The organism is Mesorhizobium norvegicum (assembly GCF_004919685.1).
GTDB lineage: Bacteria > Pseudomonadota > Alphaproteobacteria > Rhizobiales > Rhizobiaceae > Mesorhizobium > Mesorhizobium norvegicum.
In genome coordinates this window covers 1-18,353 of sequence record NZ_SMYZ01000066.1, presented here as the reverse complement: position 1 = coordinate 18,353, position 18,353 = coordinate 1, and the positions used below count along the sequence as shown (strand labels likewise).

At 60.0% G+C, this 18,353-nt stretch carries 17 protein-coding genes and 3 pseudogenes; 9 read left to right on the top strand and 11 right to left on the bottom strand.

The genetic code is table 11. The annotated features are described in order from the left end of the window. The first annotated feature begins 310 nt into the window (after positions 1–310). From nodB to FCU66_RS26400, 4 genes are all read left to right on the top strand, one after another. Entirely contained in the window at positions 311–970 is a 660-nt protein-coding gene (nodB, locus tag FCU66_RS26415; RefSeq protein WP_136617894.1) for a chitooligosaccharide deacetylase NodB, read from the top strand. Positions 971–1,450: 480 nt separating this feature from the next. Beyond that, entirely contained in the window at positions 1,451–2,074 is a 624-nt protein-coding gene (locus FCU66_RS26410) for an FMN-binding negative transcriptional regulator (RefSeq protein WP_006328898.1), read from the top strand. A gap of 27 nt (positions 2,075–2,101) precedes the next feature. Beyond that, positions 2,102–2,752, top strand: coding sequence for a LysE family translocator (locus FCU66_RS26405; RefSeq protein ID WP_136617895.1), 651 nt, complete (start codon positions 2,102–2,104; stop codon positions 2,750–2,752). Between the two features lie 295 nt (positions 2,753–3,047). Then, complete coding sequence (locus FCU66_RS26400) at positions 3,048–3,860, top strand: TIM barrel protein (protein WP_168991866.1); 813 nt, start codon at positions 3,048–3,050, stop codon at positions 3,858–3,860. Between the two features lie 14 nt (positions 3,861–3,874). On the opposite strand, the gene FCU66_RS26395 is transcribed toward FCU66_RS26400, so the two are convergent. Then, entirely contained in the window at positions 3,875–4,819 is a 945-nt protein-coding gene (locus tag FCU66_RS26395) for a LysR family transcriptional regulator (RefSeq protein WP_136617896.1), read from the bottom strand. Positions 4,820–4,895: 76 nt separating this feature from the next. Between FCU66_RS26395 and FCU66_RS26390 the strand changes: the two are divergent. Together FCU66_RS26390 and nolL are read left to right on the top strand one after the other, a co-directional pair. Further along, positions 4,896–5,543, top strand: a pseudogene (locus FCU66_RS26390) (GNAT family protein). Then, on the top strand, positions 5,536–6,657 hold the full coding sequence (gene nolL / locus FCU66_RS26385; protein WP_136617897.1) for a nodulation factor fucose acetyltransferase NolL: 1,122 nt from the start codon (positions 5,536–5,538) through the stop codon (positions 6,655–6,657). Before FCU66_RS26390 ends, nolL begins: the two are co-directional and overlap by 8 nt. Before the next feature lie 35 nt (positions 6,658–6,692). Here the strand turns inward: nolL and FCU66_RS42080 are convergent, their stop codons facing one another. Then, positions 6,693–6,848, bottom strand: coding sequence for a GNAT family protein (locus tag FCU66_RS42080; RefSeq protein ID WP_274609110.1), 156 nt, complete (start codon positions 6,846–6,848; stop codon positions 6,693–6,695). A 43-nt stretch (positions 6,849–6,891) separates the two neighbouring features. On the opposite strand from FCU66_RS42080, the gene FCU66_RS26375 reads away from it, so the two are divergent. After that, positions 6,892–7,797: a LysR family transcriptional regulator gene (locus FCU66_RS26375; RefSeq protein ID WP_010913836.1), complete on the top strand. Its 906-nt coding sequence runs from the start codon at positions 6,892–6,894 to the stop codon at positions 7,795–7,797. A gap of 111 nt (positions 7,798–7,908) precedes the next feature. After that, positions 7,909–8,177 (top strand): annotated as a pseudogene (locus tag FCU66_RS26370) (nitrogen fixation protein NifQ); the annotation flags it as partial. Between the two features lie 473 nt (positions 8,178–8,650). Here the strand turns inward: FCU66_RS26370 and FCU66_RS26365 are convergent. Both FCU66_RS26365 and FCU66_RS26360 read right to left on the bottom strand, forming a co-directional pair. Next, positions 8,651–9,877 carry an MFS transporter gene (locus FCU66_RS26365; RefSeq protein ID WP_136617914.1) on the bottom strand — a complete coding sequence of 409 codons (1,227 nt, stop codon included), beginning with the start codon at positions 9,875–9,877 and terminating at the stop codon, positions 8,651–8,653. 56 nt (positions 9,878–9,933) lie between these two features. Then, positions 9,934–10,324: pseudogene (locus FCU66_RS26360) on the bottom strand (RNA polymerase factor sigma-54); the annotation flags it as partial. Between the two features lie 920 nt (positions 10,325–11,244). Between FCU66_RS26360 and FCU66_RS26355 the strand changes: the two are divergent. Further along, positions 11,245–12,363, top strand: a complete 1,119-nt coding sequence (locus FCU66_RS26355; protein ID WP_246094014.1) for a DUF3363 domain-containing protein — start codon at positions 11,245–11,247, stop codon at positions 12,361–12,363. Positions 12,364–12,412: 49 nt separating this feature from the next. Here the strand turns inward: FCU66_RS26355 and FCU66_RS26350 are convergent, their stop codons facing one another. The 7 genes from FCU66_RS26350 to FCU66_RS26320 all read right to left on the bottom strand — a co-directional run. Next, positions 12,413–13,972, bottom strand: coding sequence for an E2 ligase fold family C protein (locus FCU66_RS26350; protein ID WP_136617898.1), 1,560 nt, complete (start codon positions 13,970–13,972; stop codon positions 12,413–12,415). 3 nt (positions 13,973–13,975) lie between these two features. Further along, a complete protein-coding gene (locus FCU66_RS26345) occupies positions 13,976–14,452 on the bottom strand; it encodes a Mov34/MPN/PAD-1 family protein (RefSeq protein ID WP_224713146.1) in 477 nt (158 codons plus the stop codon). 8 nt (positions 14,453–14,460) lie between these two features. Beyond that, the gene (locus tag FCU66_RS26340) at positions 14,461–15,078 is read right to left on the bottom strand and encodes a putative metal-binding protein (protein ID WP_097577013.1); all 618 of its coding nucleotides are present in this window, start codon (positions 15,076–15,078) and stop codon (positions 14,461–14,463) included. Beyond that, positions 15,071–15,364, bottom strand: a complete 294-nt coding sequence (locus FCU66_RS26335) for a DUF2604 domain-containing protein (protein WP_027033387.1) — start codon at positions 15,362–15,364, stop codon at positions 15,071–15,073. Before FCU66_RS26335 ends, FCU66_RS26340 begins: the two co-directional genes overlap by 8 nt. A 513-nt stretch (positions 15,365–15,877) precedes the next feature. Then, on the bottom strand, positions 15,878–16,705 hold the full coding sequence (locus FCU66_RS26330; protein WP_168991867.1) for a DUF3800 domain-containing protein: 828 nt from the start codon (positions 16,703–16,705) through the stop codon (positions 15,878–15,880). Positions 16,706–16,796: 91 nt separating this feature from the next. Next, on the bottom strand, positions 16,797–17,531 hold the full coding sequence (locus FCU66_RS26325) for a hypothetical protein (protein WP_136625454.1): 735 nt from the start codon (positions 17,529–17,531) through the stop codon (positions 16,797–16,799). Further along, positions 17,528–18,353 (bottom strand): Mov34/MPN/PAD-1 family protein (locus FCU66_RS26320; RefSeq protein ID WP_181956570.1); only part of this gene is annotated, 826 nt, incomplete at its 5' end. The genes FCU66_RS26325 and FCU66_RS26320, both read right to left, overlap by 4 nt.

Here is an 18,353-nt window from a genome sequence, read left to right as displayed (position 1 = left end):
AACAATCGATTTTGCCGATTGTACAGAACGTCCCATAGGAAGAATTCAAGGATGCAGCCCTAAGGAGATAGTCGATGCATGCGTTGGCTCCGAGGAGCATTTTCTGGTGTGTCCCTCCTGGTCTGCGCCGAACATCAAGCGAGCCGATCCCCTTTTCGACCAGGTACATCGGTGATCGGCGCAAGCTGCATCGCGTCGGCTCTTCGCGACAAGCTCCCCCCGATAGCGTAGGCCCCTACCTCAAGGATCGGGGTTATGCCGATTGCGAATGGCCGACCGGTACAACAATTGACCGCAAGGGTTCGCAGCTATGAGGCGTCTCGATGACAGATGGGAGGTGCAGAGTGAATGCGCTGACGGCACCGGGCGTCGAAGCGTTTATCTGACGTTTGACGACGGTCCCAATCCATGTTTCACACCACAGATACTCGATGTGCTGGCGCAAAATCGGGTGCCAGCGACATTCTTCGTCATTGGTGCTTACGCTGCAGAGCATCCGGATCTCATCCAGCGAATGATCGCAGAAGGGCATGAGGTAGGCAACCACACGATGTCTCATCCGGACCTGTCCAAATGCGGCTTGGGCGAAGTGCAACGTGAGGTATCTGAGGCGAACCAGGCCATCATGCTGGCATGCCCGCAGGCCTCGATCCGCTACATTCGCGCGCCATACGGCGCCTGGAGCGAAGAAGTGTTCACTGCCTCAGAGATCGCGGGGCTGGCGGCCCTTCATTGGTCGATCGACCCAAGAGACTGGTCGCGCCCCGGCACCGACGCGATCGTCGATGCAGTGCTCGCCTCGGTACGCCCCGGCGCAATCGTGCTCTTGCACGACGGATGCCCTCCCGACGAGTCGACACGGAGCACTCAAGCCAGTCTGCGCAACCAGACCGTTATGGCGCTGTCCAATCTGATTCCTGCATTAGATGCCAGGGGATATGAAATTCGCTCGCTTCCAGAACATCACTGAAATGCGAGATCCCACGGACCTGCTTTCCCAGCCAGTACCTGTGTGGTCTCGCTTATGAAGGCTTACAGGCCGCTGCGAACAAGCACTTCGTCGACATCGGACAAACTGGTCGGCTCCGACCCGTTGGCTAAGGGTAGTGTTGTCACCTGCTACAGTGAAAACCCGCGCAGGCTCTCGGCATGCCTCATCGCCGGTAGGTTCACTTTTCGACGATTGTTTGAATGTGGTTCACTTTGCGTTGGATCGATTTCATTGGGCTTGCCGCAGGCTCACATAGCGCGACCAAGCGGGATCGCTGGCTGCGTCCAAAAGGTTTGGCAAGCAATTTGCATACCGTGACCGGCACCGGGGGATTCCGGTGCTCCGATGCGGCGCGTGATGCCAACTTTCCCCAACTGGACCGCCTCAAAAGCTTCTGACTGGCTGTTTCCAATATGCCAGCTTGCCAGTATCTGACCTGATAACGCAAGGAGTTTCGCGATGTACATCCCTCCCGCTTTCCGCGACGACGACAAGGAATGCCTGCGCGCGACCATTCGCGCGGCGCTGCTGGCGAACTTCGTTACCGTCACGGCGGAAGGGCCGCTCGCAACGCCACTGCCCCTCTTCCTTGACGAGAGCGAGGGCGAGCACGGCGTGATCTACGGGCACCTGGCGAAGGCCAATCCCCAGTGCCGTGTTCCGCCGCTGGGCGACGGCTTGGCCATCTTCATGGGGCCGGACGCTTACGTGACGCCGGCATGGTATGCGACCAAGCGGGAAACCGGGAAGGTCGTCCCGACCTGGAATTACGTCGCCGTCCACGCCTATGGCCCGGTCGAGTTCTTCGAGGATGCGGGAAGACTGCTGGACGTCGTGAATCGGCTGACCGACCACCACGAGGGCGAGCGCGCCTCGCCTTGGGCCGTGTCGGACGCGCCGCCGGATTTTGTACAGGCGCAACTCCGGGGAATCGTCGGCCTGCGCATGCCAATCACGAGGCTGGAGGGCAAGCGCAAAATGAGCCAGAACCGGAACGCGGCCGACCGCGCTGGCGTGGCGGCGGGCCTTGCGGCGAGCGAGCGGGCATCTGACCGCGACGTCGCCGCTCTCATCCCAAAATAATCATGAACTTCGTCGGAATCGACCATCATGCCAGAACTGACCCCTCTCGCCCTGTACCTCGCCGCGGCCTCCGTGCTCGCCATCACCCCCGGTCCGGGCATCTTCTACGTTGCCGCGCGCACGCTCGCCGGTGGTCGTCGGGAAGGTATCGCTTCCAGCTTCGGCACGGGGTTGGGGGGCATGATCCACGTCCTCGCCGCAAGCTTAGGTATTTCCGCGATCGTGCTCGAGAGCTCGGAACTGTTCTCCGCATTAAAGCTGTTCGGCGCGGTCTACCTCGTCTGGCTCGGCTTTCGCACCTTTCAAGCCGCCCGCCTCAAGGGAGCGACTGGCGGCGATGACGGCGCCGCAGTGGGTCCAGTCGGACCCCGGCGGGCGTTTCGTGAGGGGGTACTGGTCGAGGCGCTCAACCCGAAGACGGCAGTCTTTTTCCTCGCCTTCATTCCGCAGTTCGTGAATCCGAGCGCAGGGCTCGTGGCTCTGCAATTCGTGGTGCTTGGCTCCGTGTCCATTGCGCTCAACACGCTCGCCGACATCGTGGTTGCCGTCGTGGCCAGCGGCATTCAAGACGGCGCGGCAGCGCGTCCCGGGTTGATCCGCCGCCTGAGGGAGGCGTCAGGTGGCGCGATGATCGCGCTGGGCGTCGGCCTCGCTCTGGCGAAACACCCTGCTGCCTGACTTTGAATTTGATCGATTGGGCATCTTTCAGGGTTGGCGGGTACCTTGCGGAAGCAGTTGGATGGCTGCGAGTCAGTTCGGTCATTGCACCTATTCAAGCCATGTCTCAGGAGGCGCGGCACCGCCGTTTGGGTGAACGTCGGCTCATAAATGAGAGAAAAACATAGCGTGAGAGAAACGTGAGTACGACTGCCTCGCCTCGCTCATGCCCATCATTTCGGCCCTCGCGAATCAACGCACGATAGAAGCCAGTCAGCCGAGAATGACGCCCGTTTCATGGAAGGAAAGCCAAGCCATGCGCCAAGCATCGCCCCGCTTTGCACTCGATTATATGGCGACGCCCGGACTTGACGTCAGGGCACTTTTCGCTTTTGCCCGCGACCAGGGCCTAACCGATGTCCAGATCCGCAGCCAACCGGGCAGCAATGCTATGGCACGCGGCGAGCCGGCGGCGGACGTCCGGTCTGCGGCCGCCGACACAGGCGTTGGGATTATTTCCGTCAATGCCTTGCAGCGCTTCAATGAGTGGACCCCCGCCCGCAGGGCCGAGGCGAGCAAGCTCGCCGATTATGCAGCGGCCTGCGGAGCCACGACGCTCATGCTGGTGCCGGTCAACGGCGGCTCCTGGCCCGCCAATGCCGAGCGCCGGGGCGATCTCCTCGTCGCCTTGAAGGCGCTCAAGCCGATCCTCCAGTCGCGCGGTCTGATCGGTCTCATCGAGCCGCTGGGCTTCCGGACCTGCTCGCTTCGATCGAAGAACGAAGCGGCTAAGGCCATTGCCGCCATTGATGGCCAATCCGTCTTCCGCCTCGTGCACGACACGTTCCACCACACGCTTGCCGGGGAGGCGTTCTTCTCCTCCGAGCTGACCGGTCTCGTCCACATTTCAAGCGTGAACGATCCGATCCACTGGATTTACCCCGATCGCGTCCTAGTCGGTTCCGACAATGGCAGCCAGATCCGGGCGCTGCTTGATGGCGGCTATGGGGGGCCCTTCTCATTTGCACCGTTTGTCGACGCAGCCCACCCGCTGGACGACCTCGCAGGCGCACTTGCCGCGAGCATCGCTCTCTTCCGACACGGGCTATTGACGCGAGTGCCGGCGTGAGACGCGGGAGTAAATTAGGGCTGCTTAGGGCGCCTTTTGGCGTCTCCCGGAGAAGTCATTCGAGACGCCTCCTGTAGCAATATCTCTCGCAGCCAGATGCTTGCCGGATCACTGTTGTGAAGGGCGGGCCATTGAACGGCCTCGGTGAATGCGGGAAGCGGCAGCGGAAGGTCGATGATCCGCAGGGGGAAGGTTTTTTTGAAATGCTGAACCAGCCGGAAGGGCATGGTCGCTATACGAGCTGTGCCTGAGACCATCGGCGGGATCATGCTAAAGGCCTGCACGACGATCTCGACACGTCTCTTGAGACCATGCTCAAGAAAAAACTGTTCCTCGATGGAGGGCTTCAGCGTCCGCCCGAACTTGACCGCAACGTGCCTCATCGACATGTATCTCTCGAATGTAAGCTGCCGTGGCAACTGCTTGTTCGTGGAGCAGCCCACGCACACGAGCGTGTCGTCGAACAGCGCCGCTCTTGGATGGGCGCTTGACATGAACAATTCTGGAAAAATCAGAAAATCGACGTCACCGCGCCGGAGAAGCTCATCGGGGTCGTCGTCGATAGGCAGCAATTCGAAGCTGACGGCGGGTGCTTCGCGTGCAACCCGCTCCACGACCTTTTCAAAAAACACGAGTGTGGCGAAATCGGAAAGAATGACCCTGAAGCGGCGATCGGATTGAGCCGGGTTAAATGGATCCCAAGAGATAATCGAGCACTGGATTTGCAAGAGTGCGCTGCGAACTGCGGGGGCGAGTGTTTCCGCACGCGGGGTTAGAACACGTTCGCGGCCGCTCGTCGTAAACAGTTCATCGTTGAAATAGTCGCGCAGCCGGGCGACGGCCGCGCTCATGGCCGGCTGACTAAGGTTGATGCTGCTTGCCGCCGCCGTGAGGGTCCGCTCGGTTAGCAGTGCGTCGAGCACGACGAGAAGATTCAGATCAAGGCCTTTGAAGCGCATGGCTTTCACTTATCCATAGCGTGGATGCTCGCGATCTAAACAATCGATTTTACCAAACTTCCAGGGCGCTGCATAGATGACCGCACTTGGCATGCGCCCGACCACGCCACTGCTTCTGCAGCGTGTGCTGGGAAATGACTTGCAAGTAGCCGGTCATGTCGAACTCTCCGCCTTCTTCCAAAAGGCCCATGGGCGACAGGGGCTTTCAGGCGGTAGTAGCTGGGCCGGTGCAGGGCCGAAGGTTCGCGCAATCGGCTCTGATGTGCACGGCGTAGCAGCTCACTAGGACCTGCTGCGCCATTTCTTCACGGTTGGCGAGGTTGATTTCTTGGTAGGGGAACTCGGATCGTACAGGATGCACCCGGATCTTGAGAGACTCGGAATGAGCCATTCTATCCGCGTCATGCGTCCGGTGCTGCAGCAGCGTGGCATTCCATTCGCTTTTGGCATGGTTCGGCACCCGTTGCGAAACCATCTTGAGAGGTTCTGCAGAGACGGCCAGACGACCATAGTGCCGGGCGTTCGCATCGCCACACATGATCGCGACCGCCAATGCGCTCGAGGTTTGCGATCAGGCGCTGGGATTTTGTCCGCTCGGTTGCAGCCAATCGGCCCTCCATACCACGCCGCGATCCGCGTGATTTTCGATCCTTTGCACCGCGCTCGCCGTGCCCAGAAACGGCAAGTAGCAACTGCAACAGATAGGCTGGAGTCTGATGCTTGATCACATAAGAGCCGGAGCGAAGGGACACGGCTCGTGCCCAGCAGGGACAAACAACCGAGACCTAAGCTTTGATTTCGCGAAAGGCATACTCATCACTTTGGTGATAATTGGGCATCTGCTACAATATTTTATCTATCGGGGCACCGACGCTTTCTGGCTGTCGCCGTATTTCAAGTCGATCTACATGTTTCATATGCCCCTCTTTATGGCAATAAGCGGATATCTTTCTTCTGGGGCAATTTTGCGAAAATCGTTCACCCAGGGTGCCAGTGAGCGGGCAATGCAGCTACTACTGCCAATGCTATTTTGGTGTACGTTGATTTGGACGTTAAAGTCCGCAGTTATTTTTCCTACGAAGAGTTTGACTGATACTCTGTTAGATTTGTCAACGGAAGTTATTGGAACTTACTGGTTCATATGGGCCGCATTTATTTCGTTCATTCTGATTAGAGTTCTTACAACGTTCAACCGTCTATCGATGTGGATCATAAGCGCATCTGCAATTGCGGTCGCATTCGCACCCATCACGTTATCAATAACCCCGTTGTTAAAATACACTTACCCATTTTATTGTTTAGGGTTCCTGTTTGCCCAGCCGATCGGATGGCAGAATGGCGTCATCTGGCGTTACAAATCGATTTTTGTTGTCTTATTGTCGATAGCGGCTTTCATATGCTTCCTCGGGTGGGGCAAGGAGACTTATGCCTACAACAATCTCGTTTTAATTCATGATGAACCGTCAGCTAAACAAGTTTTTCTGATGTTCTCTGGCTCTTTGGCGGCTTCTGCGGTAGCAATGCAGTCTATGTTCCAATGCTGGAGACTTGTCTATTCGACTAGAGTAGCTCGCTTTGTCGCGGTGCAGCTTGGTCAGAGCACGCTGCTGCTTTACCTGGTCCAGGGTGCCGTGTTTCGCCTCATGGATTTGATACAGTTTGGAGAAGTCTGGAATCTCACGACCAGAATCGCCTTCGCAACTGTGCTTGGAGTGGCGATTGTCGTCATAGCGATGGCAATTCGCAGTATTGCGCGCCACCTCGGATATGTGTCGCGGATCGTTGTCGGAGCGCCGCCACGCCCAAGTCTGCTCAAATCTCAATCTGTAATCAATTAGCCACGTGAAAAATTCGCATCTGTAATCGACATGTTTCATAGCTCCGGACCTATCCGATCGACTGTTGTACCGGTCGGCCATTCGCTCGTCGGCCGCGCTATCCCCATAACTACGACGAGCACGTCCTCCACGCGCGCGGGCGGCAGGTCGGGACACAACACCTCTGAGTGGGACCGTAAACGAGCGCCCATAATGGTCACGATGACAAACAACCACGTTACGGACAGATGAGGCATGCGTTTCAAAGGCCTTGATCTGAACCTTCTCGTCGTGCTCGACGCACTGCTGACCGCGCGCAACCTCACGGCGGCGGCAAGCAGCATCAACCTTAGTCAGCCGGCCATGAGCGCGGCCGTCGCCCGGCTGCGCAACTATTTCAACGATGAACTGTTTACGATGAGCGGCCGCGAACGCGTTCTAACCCCGCGTGCGGAAACACTCGCCCCCGCAGTTCGTGGCGCACTCTTGCACATCCAATGCTCGATTATTTCTTGGGATCCGTTTAATCCGGCTCAATCCGATCGCCGCTTCAGGATCATTCTTTCCGATTTCGCCACACTCGTGTTTTTTGAAAAGGTCGTGGAGCGGGTTGCACGCGAAGCACCCGCCGTCAGCTTCGAATTGCGGCCGCTCGACAACGACCCCGATGAGCTTCTCCGGCGCGGCGACGTCGATTTTGTGATTCTTCCGGAATTTTTCATGTCGAGCGCCCATCCAAGAGCGGCGCTGTTCGACGAGACATTCGTGTGCGTGGGCTGCCCCACGAACAAGCAGTTGCCACGTCAGCTTACATTCGAGAGATACGTGTCGATGAAACACATTGCGTTCAGGGTCGGCGGTGCCCAGATGCCCTCCATCGAGGAACAGTTTTTGCTTGAGCATGGTCTCAAGAGACGTGTCGAGATCGTCGTACAGGCCTTTAGCATGATCCCGCCGATGGTCTCAGGCACAGCTCGGATAGCGACCATGCCCTTCCGGCTGGTTCAGCATTTCAAAAAAACCTTCCCCTTGCGGATCATCGAACTTCCGCGGCCACTACCCACGTTCACCGAGGCCGTCCAATGGCCCACCCTCCACAACAGTGATCCGGCAAGCATCTGGATGCGGCAGATAATGTTGCAGGAGGCATCCCGCATGTGAAGTCGCGGGCACTCCTGGTCTCAGTCTCGATTTACTCAGCGCCTCATACGGGTGCGAACCGGCGTGCAAAATTGGGTCTGACGCACATTCGATGATTTTGCATGACGGCGTGCCACGTGTTTCCCCACGCTGGCAGCCGGCAACACCAAAAACATGAAGTGGAAGAAGTACTTTTACCGCAAGCTATGCGAGGCTGAAGGTTTTCGCCATGCGCCGCACCGAATTGCGGGGATCCTGAGCGTGAGATAACTCGTCTCGTCGTCCTGCCGAATTCCGGTAAGCCGCCTTGCCAAGGGCAGGCGGCGCTTGAGATTCCGCCGCTGGAAAATCCGCCGCGTGGGTCTGTCGACGTTAAATCGCGGCTGGATTACAGTTGGTGAATACAACTACGACATCGCCGAACGATCCTACTATTTCGGGCCGAATCAGAAGCCGCGGGGCATGTTCGGCCCCGAGCTTCATGTAAGAGACCAGGCGCGCGATCCGCCCGATGCTCGCCGCAAGACAAAGCCGCATAGACCGCACGTTCTAACGGTTAGCGGCGGCCTTTGTGGCCACGTAGCGTGTTCTCGCCTGTTGGAGGATCTTTCAAAATTCAGGTGGTTATAACCACACTGCAGCGGCATTGTCGCCATGCCAGAGCGGTCGACGGCGAGGCGGTCCGGTTCGGTCCGGCACTCTTAGCTTCTCTCGTCGGCACCATCATTCGAAACGCCCCCGCCGGTCGAAATCGACCGGACTACAGCGTCCGATCACCCGGAGACGAGGCCTGCAACCGCCAAAAATCGTGCGTAGGATCGCACCGCGCGGCTGATGATTGCATCTTTCCCGCGCTGCACTGATGGCCTCTCTGTCAGGTGGTCTGGGGTTCGCGCTTCGGGCCGAGCAAGAACACTGTCAGGGCGCCGAGGAATGAGGCAACGGCGCTGTAGGCAAGGGCACTGGCGACGCCGGCATTGTCCATCAGTAGTCCGCCGAAAATCGCGCCCGCTGCGATGGCCACCTGGAACGTTGCGGCCATCAGCCCACCGGCGCTTTCGGCCTGCTCGGGAGCAGCGTGCAGCACCATCCATGTCTGCAGTCCCACGGGCACCGCGCCGAAGGCAAAGCCCCATACGGTAACCGCAATCGCCGTGGCCCAAGCCGATGCTCCCAGCGTCAGCAGCGAGACAGTGGCCATCGCAATGAGCAGGGGCGGCAGCGCCGCGGCTGCCTTGAGGCTGTGCTCGGCCAGGAATCCGCCGGCCAAATTGCCGAAGAAGCCGCCGATGCCAAAGACGAGCAACACGAGCGAGATCGTCTCGATATCAAGCGCGGGAAACTTCTCAAGGAAGGCGCGGATATAGGTGAAGCCGGCGAAGTGCCCGGAAGCGACCAGCAGGACGACCAACATCGCGACTTTGATCATCGGATTCTTGGCCACATCCAGCAGACTGCGGAAGCTGGCCACTCCAATCGGAGGCAGCCTCGGAATGGTTATGAGTTGCACTACCAGCGTAACGGCGCCGACGACCGCAGCGATAATGAAGGCGGTTCGCCATCCCCAGATATCGCCGACATAGGCGCCGATTGGAGCCGCGCAAACGGTAGCGCAGGTAACGCCGGTGAGGATGATCGACATGGCGCGCCGCAGGAGGTGACTTGGAACGAGCCGCATCGCCAGCGCTGCCGAAATCGACCAAAACCCTCCGAGTGCTATGCCGAGCACGACGCGGGCGGCCAGGAGAACCGGGAGCGACCCCGCGACGGCCGATAGAACGTTCGACAGGATCAGCAGCAGCGTCATCGCCCATATGACGATCCTGCGGTCCAGGGGCCTTGTGATGACGGCCATCGTCGGCGCCGAGATCGCCCCCACGATGGCGGTCGTTGTCAGCGCCTGTCCAACTGCACCCTCGGTGATAGAGAGATCATGCGCGAGCGGCGTCAGCACGCTGGCAGGCAGAAACTCTGCCGTCACAAGCCCAAAGGTGCCTAAGGCAAGCGAAATGACTGCACCCCATGCGGGACCAGACCGTTGATCTGGCTGTTTTGGGTCATGCAGAACTCCGTCCATGAAGCCCGTAGCGGATTCGGTCATCAACAGGGTCTCCAGTTTGGATGTGCTGCAAACTCGGGTTGCTGCGTTGACCCGCATTAACGCCAGAAGCGCCATTCCCTGCGGCATTGCACGGACGAGGGGATGTTCATCGCTTCGCGATATTTTGTGACGGTGCGGCGCGCAAATCGATGGCCCTTTCCTTGGGCCGGACGACGATGTCGTCGTCGGAAAGCACGTCATCTTGCGATTCGTCGGCGATTGTCGCCTTGATCCGATGGCGGACAGCTTCGGGGGGGACCGCGCGTCGCCACCTTGGGAGGACGCGCTCGCGACGGTGAAAAAATACTTCAGTTCGAACACTTCGCGCGGGGTCTGCATGTATGTGTTCGACGTCACCCGGCTTACCGTCGCCTGATGCACGTTGATCGCGTCGACGACAGTCCTGGGCCCGAGAGGCCGCACTTGGTCGATGCCGTGTTCCAAAAAAGGCATCCTCCTGGCGGAGGCGGGTAAGCGACAATTGGGCGAGCGCCACGGCTCCGTCAGTCTCGAACCAGCCATAGCAAATCAGATACCGGAGGAGGGACGTCTGGAGGGGACGTTCGGCGCCAATGTGCACGGTCTCCTTGGGCGCTTGTATGGAACTTCGCGTTTTTGCCATGGTTCTGTTCATAGCTTTCTACGTGCTTTGGTGGGCTCTAACGGATAACAGCAAGCGCTATGCCATTTCACTTGGGGGCACCGAATCGGACTATCTTTTGCCGAAGCCCTGTCGGCTTGAGCAGGGGCGCCGTGCCTTGACCGAGACCGAGCGCGCCGCACAATCGCGTGGTCACCCGGACCGAGCAAAGGTGCTGTACTGTCGGAGTAGTCAGAACTTCCGCACCGGCTAGGGAAGGCGAAAACCGTTCCGGACGGGCCGAGCCGATGCATTGCCGCACGCCGGCGGGCACTGCATCGACCGCGTAAGGCTTTGTCTCTAGCGTGTAATTGCGTGCGCAGGCTGCGATCTGCGAAGACGCGGCCGTCGCGCCTACGGTCGCGCTGTTGCTGCTCCCCCTGTCGAGGAAGGCCTTTGACACCTTCGAGCTCTTCAGCACGGCGCGCCGGTCTCCACGCCGTGAGGATCGAGTCCGGCTGGGCGTCACGGCGTTTGCATGATTGAGATTCCTTGATTTGCTCCCTCGTGCGCGCCTATCCGAAAACATTGTTGTGTCCCGAAGGCTGACAAGAATGTCGCAAGCGCGACCAAAAGATCGCCACGGCCCACAGGGGCAATTGCGACCAGTGGCCTTCTTCGGAAATCGGTGGAGCAATACCCTTTCCTCGTCGACTTCGGATGCGGGCTCAGCTGTGCCCGCCGCGCCGCTACGAACAACGCTAACCATGGCGCATGGCGGCTGGGCTTGGCCGAGGAGGTCGACCCGGTCCGCTGGCGCCTGGATGATGAGCTGGAAGCCACGCTGCGCCGCACCGGCGAACGCGGCGACATCATCAAGACCATGCACCGCGAGCTGACTGGCAAGGGGCTCGCTCGCAGTGCCGCCGATTACCTTGTCCACGATCGACGTGAAGAGCCCTCCCCACCGGTCGTCGGCCGCCTCTTCGCGCGCGGGCTCGCCGACGAAATCAACGATCGGCATTACCTCATCGTCGACGGCGTTGACGGCAAAAGCCATTGGATAGACATCGGCAAAGGCGAGTTGACGGAACCGACGCCCGACGGCTGCATCGTGCGTGTCACGTCGAGGGATACCAAGCCCAGGCAAGACGACCGTACAATCGCCGACATCGCTACCGCACACGGCGGCCGTTACAGCGTCGATATGCACCTCAAGCATGATGCGTTCGCCACCGAAAGCTTTGCCGAGACGCATATCCGCCGGCTGGAGGCGATCCGGCGCTCTACCGGCGGCGTGGAGCGCGAGCCGAATGGCACCTGGATCATCGCGCCGGATCATCTTGATCGTGTCGCGGAATACGAGCGCCTGCGGGCCAGGGTCGAGCCGGTGATAGTCGAGAAGCTCTCATCAATGCCGCTGGAACGCCAAGTCAGCTTCGAAGGCGCCACCTGGCTCGACCGGAACCTGGTTGCCGAGAGACCGGAGCCGTTGCGCAACTCAGGCTTCGGGCATGAGGTGCGGGAGGCGCATGCCCGTCGGCGGCAGTGGCTGACCGCGCAAGGCCTCGCGCACGAAGAACAGGACCGGGTCGTCTATCGTGCCAACATGATTTCGATCCTGCGCCAGCGCGATCTGAACCGTGTCGCCGGCCAGCTGTCGGATCAGCTCGGTCTCTCGTATGCCGAAGCGCAGCCTGGAGAACGAATAGAAGGCACGCTGCGCCGATCGGTCGAGCTTGCCAGCGGCAAATATGCCGTGATCGAGAAGTCGCGCGAGTTCACGCTCGTGCCGTGGAGGCCGGTGCTTGATCGGTACATCGGAAAGGAGGTTTCCGGTGTGGCGCGTGGGGAGGCTATCTCATGGACCCTCGGACGGCAGAGGAGCGGACATAACGTTTCGTAGTGGCGCGCACATCGCCGCCCGGCGGCAACGGAGACATTCGCGCGTCTGCTTAGGCGGCGGAGACATCGCTTAGCTGTACGACGCTCTTGCCGTATTTGCGCCTGTAAGCTGCAATGAAATCGTCATCGCTACAGATGCAGCGGCCGCTGGAATCCTTGGCCTTTGGATCGTGCAAGTGGGAGCCAAGTGGGCGCAGAAGATTCACCCGAGTGCTCGTCGTCGGGCCCACGGGAAAACCCGCGCTATGTTTGACGAGCTCGGCGGCAAGCATAATCCCGGCAAGCGCTGACTGGAAGGCCATCGGAACCACGGTTCGACCGCGGCGACTTCCATCACTGAGCTGGAACACCAGACCGCCGCAGATAGCCTGCTGATAAAAGGAACGCAGGGGCTGGCCAACAAACGGGGCTAGCGGTTCAAACGGCACAGCCATCGCTGTAGCCACCCGAACTACAAAGTCGTTGGGAACTCCGGCATTGGTCTGCAGGAGCGTTTTCACCTGCTCGTGTGCTTCCGGTATTCCGAGTTCCTCGGCAATCAGCTGGTGCTCGTCCTTGGATTTCCCGGACGGCAGGTACATGCAACAAAGGCAAGCTTGGCCGTCATCGAACCCGTGCCGCGAGATGCCGAGGTCGTGCTCCTGCGTCCAGGCATTCGCGATCCATCGGGGCAGAGCACCTTGGACCGCCAGACGGTCGGCGGCGGTGTCAAGCGCCACACCCACTCGGTCGAAGACCCAGTCGCCCTGGCGCGCAACATATTCTGCCCACGTCAGCGGGTGCGCCTCGACCCCAAGGGCCGTCGATCTAAGGGCGGTGGCTGCAAGAACCGCCTTGGACATGCCAATCTCCGCCTGGCCGGCCAAGGCATAGCGCTGCAGGTTTGAGAGTTCGATTGCTTCGTGATCGATTACATGCAGACGTCCCGTGAGACCGGGTTGTCTCGCTAGCGCCCAAAGCGAGCCATGGCCTATCGCACCGAGCCCAACGAGGTGCGTTTCGCCAAGGTCGACAGGTATGTCGATCGGGCCTGCCTCGCCGGCTTTGGTCTTGTCGTAGCTGTATAACGAGAGGTCGATGGTTTCGTCTAACTCGGCGCCGGTCAGCTGAGCGGCGAAGATGGTTCGAAAGACGTTGGCGGCGCCGAAGCAACTGGCGGCGCCAGCTCCATAGGGCAGCAAACTCGAGCCGGAGCCCACCGGGTCCGTACGCGACAGCTTTGCCGCCCAACCTTCCGATCCCATGAAAAAGGTCGGGCACCGGAGTGGTGGGCGCGTCACCCCTGCAGCTACGCAGATGGTGGCAGACTTGCCGGAACGCCGGATGCCAACTTTTGGATTTATCGACTTTGCCAAGCGCTCCAGCGCTTGGGCTTGAGAGCTTGCCGCGGTGCCCAGCGGGAGTATCGCCAGAACTGGATAGAGCCTGGCGAGCAACCTCACCGCAAGATCTAGTGTCGCCTGGCCTTCGGCGCAGGAAGCGGCTTGATCGTCAAAGGCGACGGCCACGACCTGCTTTTCAAGAGCTGCTTTAAAGTCCTCCAGATGAAAATCGGCTAGGACCTGAGATGCCGCCGTGGCGGCGCGGTCGATGAAGTTAGCGAGTGCCATTGTTCAACTCGTTATTGTGATCATTCGCGACAGTGCCGCGGAAGGGAGCGCATTCCAGTTGGCTTTTCCGTCGAGCCGATAGGCGGCGACTCGAGCAAAATCGAAAGGCTCGCGGGCGAAATTCGGCACTACCAGCGACAGACACCCAACAGTGGTAGCAACCGCATAAGCATCGTCGGTCGTCGAATGGTAGGCTCGGCCCGGATGGCTATGGATCTGGGCCAAGAGTTTCAGGCCGCTATTGTAGAGCCAGACATTAAGCCGGTGCAGTTCCTCGGCCGGAACCATCACGCAAACACCATCGCCCGTCCGAATGTGACGCTGCGCCGGGATAACGGTCTCTGTTACGGCAAAATGCTGGTCTTGCTGAACGCCGACCCAGAGCGCCATCCCCTCATTGCCTTCGCGACCAACCGAGCGCAGATGCGCATGCACAGTCGAGATGCAGTGGCGCGGGAGCGTCACGGTCGTTACATCCATCAAAACGCTCATTCCGGGATGGCGGATGGGGGTACTACCATCGCTCCCACTGAGATTTGGAACTGATACTGTATCTGCTCCACGGGGCCGGTCCCGTACTTGATGATCTTGTCCAGGATAAAGGCCAAACAGCCTTCGCCAGAACCCCGGTGGAGAAGCCATGAGTCACCTGAATGGGCTGGATTGTCGTGGTATTCCCGGACGCCTGCCATGCACAGGAATGGCGTATGTTCCGCACTGTTGGCCTGGAGGAAGTCCGATAGCGACAGAGCTTTCTGCTGCATGAGGACCGAAATCATATCCGGTGGGGTTCCGGGTAGATGCGGTCGTCTGAGCATACTTAGCAGTAAATCCTTGCGGGCAACCGGCCGGCGGGTAAAGGGGTCGACGAAGACTACCGACGGAGGTCGGAGGTCGTAATTGGAGAAGTCGATCTCGACAGCTGCACCGATTATCTGTGGCCTTATCTTGGGCGGTGCGAAGATGAAGAAGGCAGTAGGGAATCTCGCCTCGATCAGGAAACAACCCTGAGCCCGGTAAGCGCCCGCTTGTGTTTGGAACCAGCCGATCTGCCGATCGAATTTCGCTCGCGAGACCGCAGGGTCCACAGTCTGGATTTCAGGCACCTGCTACACCCGCCTTCAGGCTGAGGAACAGGGTCACAATGTTCGCGAAACCGAAATCGCCAACTTTTTTGTCAACGTCGAGCAGGTTGCCGGCCTCATCCTTGAATTCCCAATTCTCGGCCGGCTGGGCGACGTTCTGCGTGTTCTCAAGGGCTTTGGCACGAACGACGTGAAGCGGCTGGTTGGGATTGGCTTCGACTTGCGTGGGCTGGCCGTTCACCACCACCGTGATCTCAATCTTGCCTGGCCCGCCGCCGTGATCGCCCTTACCCGAATCCTTCGACATTTGTCCTACTCCTGTGGCTTGCCAACCGGCCCCAGGCGCTTGTGCCCACCTGCTAGTGAGACCGGCGATCTTCAATCGTCCACTCGGCGCCACGGGCCGCGAGTACGCAAAAGACAGGGGATAAGCTACCGAATCGGTGCTACCTTCTTTTATGCGTGACTTGAGCGGCAAGTAAACGGGCTGAAATTGCGCTTCACAACTATAATCGATTAGAGCAATACGAAAATATTGGCGACACGCCTATTCATTTGCTCTTTCACGCGCTGCTCCACTGGCCGCGTGCAAAATTGACCCCCCCCCGCGCAAGTCCCGCCGAGCCGTGATAACCAGTTACAAATATGAAGTGTCGATTAGACGAACCGTGCTATATGCAAGCGATAAGGTAGGGGCCCCCCGACCAGAGGTTCACCCGGGGTGTTGACAAAGAGAGTGTCAATACCCATACTTTGGACGTGAGCATCGCTCCGGGGTTGGCGCTAGGCGCCAGCCGAACTTTTCAAAACGAAGGCCCGGCTAGTCCGGGTCTTTGTTTTTTATCCGTTCAAAGCAGCTGTATTTGATGCCGCAGGATGCCAGGTCCTCGGGCTGCAGGTGCGCGTCGATGAGACGCTTGTGGTCCATCAGGGCCCTGTAGGGCCGGCAGGACGGGTCATAGCCGCCCTTGGCCATCGGATAAAGGTAGAGATCGGCGATCTGCAACATCGGTGTGGTTTTGGTTCTGCCGCGCGGCTCCCCGCGCACGATGTCCCTGAACTCCTCGGCGGTTAACGACCCGTAGCTGGCGGAGTTGGCACCGTCGAACGGCATCCCCTGCGTCTTCAGGATCCGCGTGTAGGCCACCAGGTCGCGGTCCTCGGCTTTGCCGGCTCTCTCGAAGAACACGCGCAGCTTGCGGTCCTGGCTGCGGGCATATTTGGCGGCGCGCTCGATCAGGATGCAGTAGGCGGTCTTGCACATGAACCAGAGCTGGTCCCGGTACCGGTCGCGGTAGCGGGCAACATAGCCCGGTCGGTCGATGACCGCGGCGATGCCGATCACGGGCAGCGCAAGCAGCATTCCCTGCAAATCTCCCAGGAATTCAAAAGCGGTCTCCGGCTTCTTCAGCCAGCCGAAGTCGCCACGGCCGCCCCGGATCGCCCAGGAGTGAAGCGGGTAGGTGATGCCGTGGTTCTGGCAGAACACCTTGTGGCGGGCATAGAGCTCGTCGACGTCTTCCTCGTTGATGAGGATGCCGCCGAGGGCGAAATAATCCATTTCGTCCCGGCGCTTCTCTTTGGGCTCTCGGTCTGGCTCGCGGCTGCCGCTGTCGTCGAGGTACAGGTGGATTTCGCGATCTGTCACGGGCAGGCTTTCATATCCGCACCAGCTTGGCTCAAAAACCGGAACCTGTACAGCTTTGCGACGCTCGCGCGCCACACTCGCGCGTTGAAACTCAGGCCGATTTCATCTGTACGATCAAAGCTTCGCAGCTGAGCGTGAGCTGGCGAGCGTATGCCTTGGAGGCGTCAAGCACGGCGCGCCGGGTGACGCCGAAGATCAGGTAGCCCGCATGGACGGCTGCGAGGATGCCGAGTGCGACGAGCTTGCCGTGGGTCAGCTCGGCGAAATCGGGCTTGTAGTAGATGATCGCGGCTGCGGCCGCGATGGTCAACAGATTGAGCATGATGCCGTAGGGCTTCAGCGCCAGGAGATTGCGGTAATAGCCGTAGGCGATGTTCTCGTTGAAAAGGATCCGGAATTTCTCGGTGTCGCGGGTGTTTTCGCGCAGCCAGTTGTAGCACTGCACGTAGAACGCGGCCGCTTCGTCGGGATCCTCGACCTCCATGTCGCGCGTCGGCGCCGGCTGATCGAGCTGCCGGGCAAGGAATTTGCGGTAACGGTCCTTGGTCCTATCGTCCAACGTCTTGTCCAGATAGCTGAGTTCGCGGTTTTCCGGCCGCCCGCCGGTCGTCGCGAACAGCTGCCGCTCCTTCCTCTTGCCCAGCCGGCGGGCCACATTCGACGCGGCGAAGAACAGAACCATGACGGCGAGACTGATGATGGCCTCGGGGAGGCTTGGCTGGGCCCAGTTGAAGGCCAGCACGATCAGCACGATGACCGGGGCAATCGCCAGGGCTGCGGGCGCGAGGCGCGCCTTGATGGCGTAGGGGTCGAGATATTCGTTCATCGTGCCTCCTGATGCATGATCGCATGGTAGGTGGTCGGGGTGGCGATCAGCAGGATCGCCGGCGGAGAGCGTTCGGCCGCCACCTGCCTGGCCGTCTTGCGGTCGGTGGGCGAGGGGCCCTGTTCGGCGAGGTGGCTGTGCCAGGTGCCCACGTCGAGCAGCGAGCGGCCGCTGTCTTCGAAACGGGCGTCGATCCGCCGCTTCATGCCCTTGGTACCGAGCACGAACAGCGTGGGTGTCCGCCGGCTGTCTTCCGGGGCCTCAATCAAGTCGACCACCGTCACCGTCTTCATGAGCGAACTGCACGAACCGACCAGGAGCCCGCCGGTTTCAACGCCCGGGTAGTTGGCAATGTCGTCTCGAATCATGCCCGCAACGCGTGCGACCAGGCGCAACGTCCAGTCGCCGCCGTCCACGGGGATTTCGATGAACGGCGGTACCTTGAGCCGCCGCCAGGTGGTCGAGGGGCCGTCGGGCGACGTCATCCCGACGGCGATGTCTCCGTCGGCCGCGTTGTTCGCGGCCAGCCGCACCAGTTCTTCGGTGGCCATCGCGGTCATGGCCGAGAGCCGTGCATCGGTCATCGGCATGGTCAGCGAACCGCAGCCTTCTCCGATCTGGATCTGCGCGAGGCCGAACTCGGGATCGAAGAGCAGTTGGCGTTCCTCCACCGTGACGTTGGCACAGAGCACGGCATGCAGGTCGGCGAGGCTTGGATTGCGGCCGATCCCTTCATGATACACGAACGCGCCACGGCCACGGCCGAACAACGCGACTTCGGCGACGCGCGCCGGGAGGTCGGCCGGCGCCACCATCGAAAGG

Bases quoted from the DNA above. Each gene is read 5' to 3' on its own strand.
- nodB (WP_136617894.1), top strand. From the start codon at position 311: ATGAGGCGTCTCGATGACAGATGGGAGGTGCAGAGTGAATGCGCTGAC.
- FCU66_RS26410 (WP_006328898.1), top strand. From the start codon at position 1,451: ATGTACATCCCTCCCGCTTTCCGCGACGACGACAAGGAATGCCTGCGC.
- FCU66_RS26405 (WP_136617895.1), top strand. From the start codon at position 2,102: ATGCCAGAACTGACCCCTCTCGCCCTGTACCTCGCCGCGGCCTCCGTG.
- FCU66_RS26400 (WP_168991866.1), top strand. From the start codon at position 3,048: ATGCGCCAAGCATCGCCCCGCTTTGCACTCGATTATATGGCGACGCCC.
- FCU66_RS26395 (WP_136617896.1), bottom strand. From the start codon at position 4,819: ATGCGCTTCAAAGGCCTTGATCTGAATCTTCTCGTCGTGCTCGACGCA.
- nolL (WP_136617897.1), top strand. From the start codon at position 5,536: ATGCTTGATCACATAAGAGCCGGAGCGAAGGGACACGGCTCGTGCCCA.
- FCU66_RS42080 (WP_274609110.1), bottom strand. From the start codon at position 6,848: ATGGGCGCTCGTTTACGGTCCCACTCAGAGGTGTTGTGTCCCGACCTG.
- FCU66_RS26375 (WP_010913836.1), top strand. From the start codon at position 6,892: ATGCGTTTCAAAGGCCTTGATCTGAACCTTCTCGTCGTGCTCGACGCA.
- FCU66_RS26365 (WP_136617914.1), bottom strand. From the start codon at position 9,877: ATGACCGAATCCGCTACGGGCTTCATGGACGGAGTTCTGCATGACCCA.
- FCU66_RS26350 (WP_136617898.1), bottom strand. From the start codon at position 13,972: ATGGCACTCGCTAACTTCATCGACCGCGCCGCCACGGCGGCATCTCAG.
- FCU66_RS26345 (WP_224713146.1), bottom strand. From the start codon at position 14,452: ATGGATGTAACGACCGTGACGCTCCCGCGCCACTGCATCTCGACTGTG.
- FCU66_RS26335 (WP_027033387.1), bottom strand. From the start codon at position 15,364: ATGTCGAAGGATTCGGGTAAGGGCGATCACGGCGGCGGGCCAGGCAAG.
- FCU66_RS26325 (WP_136625454.1), bottom strand. From the start codon at position 17,531: ATGAACGAATATCTCGACCCCTACGCCATCAAGGCGCGCCTCGCGCCC.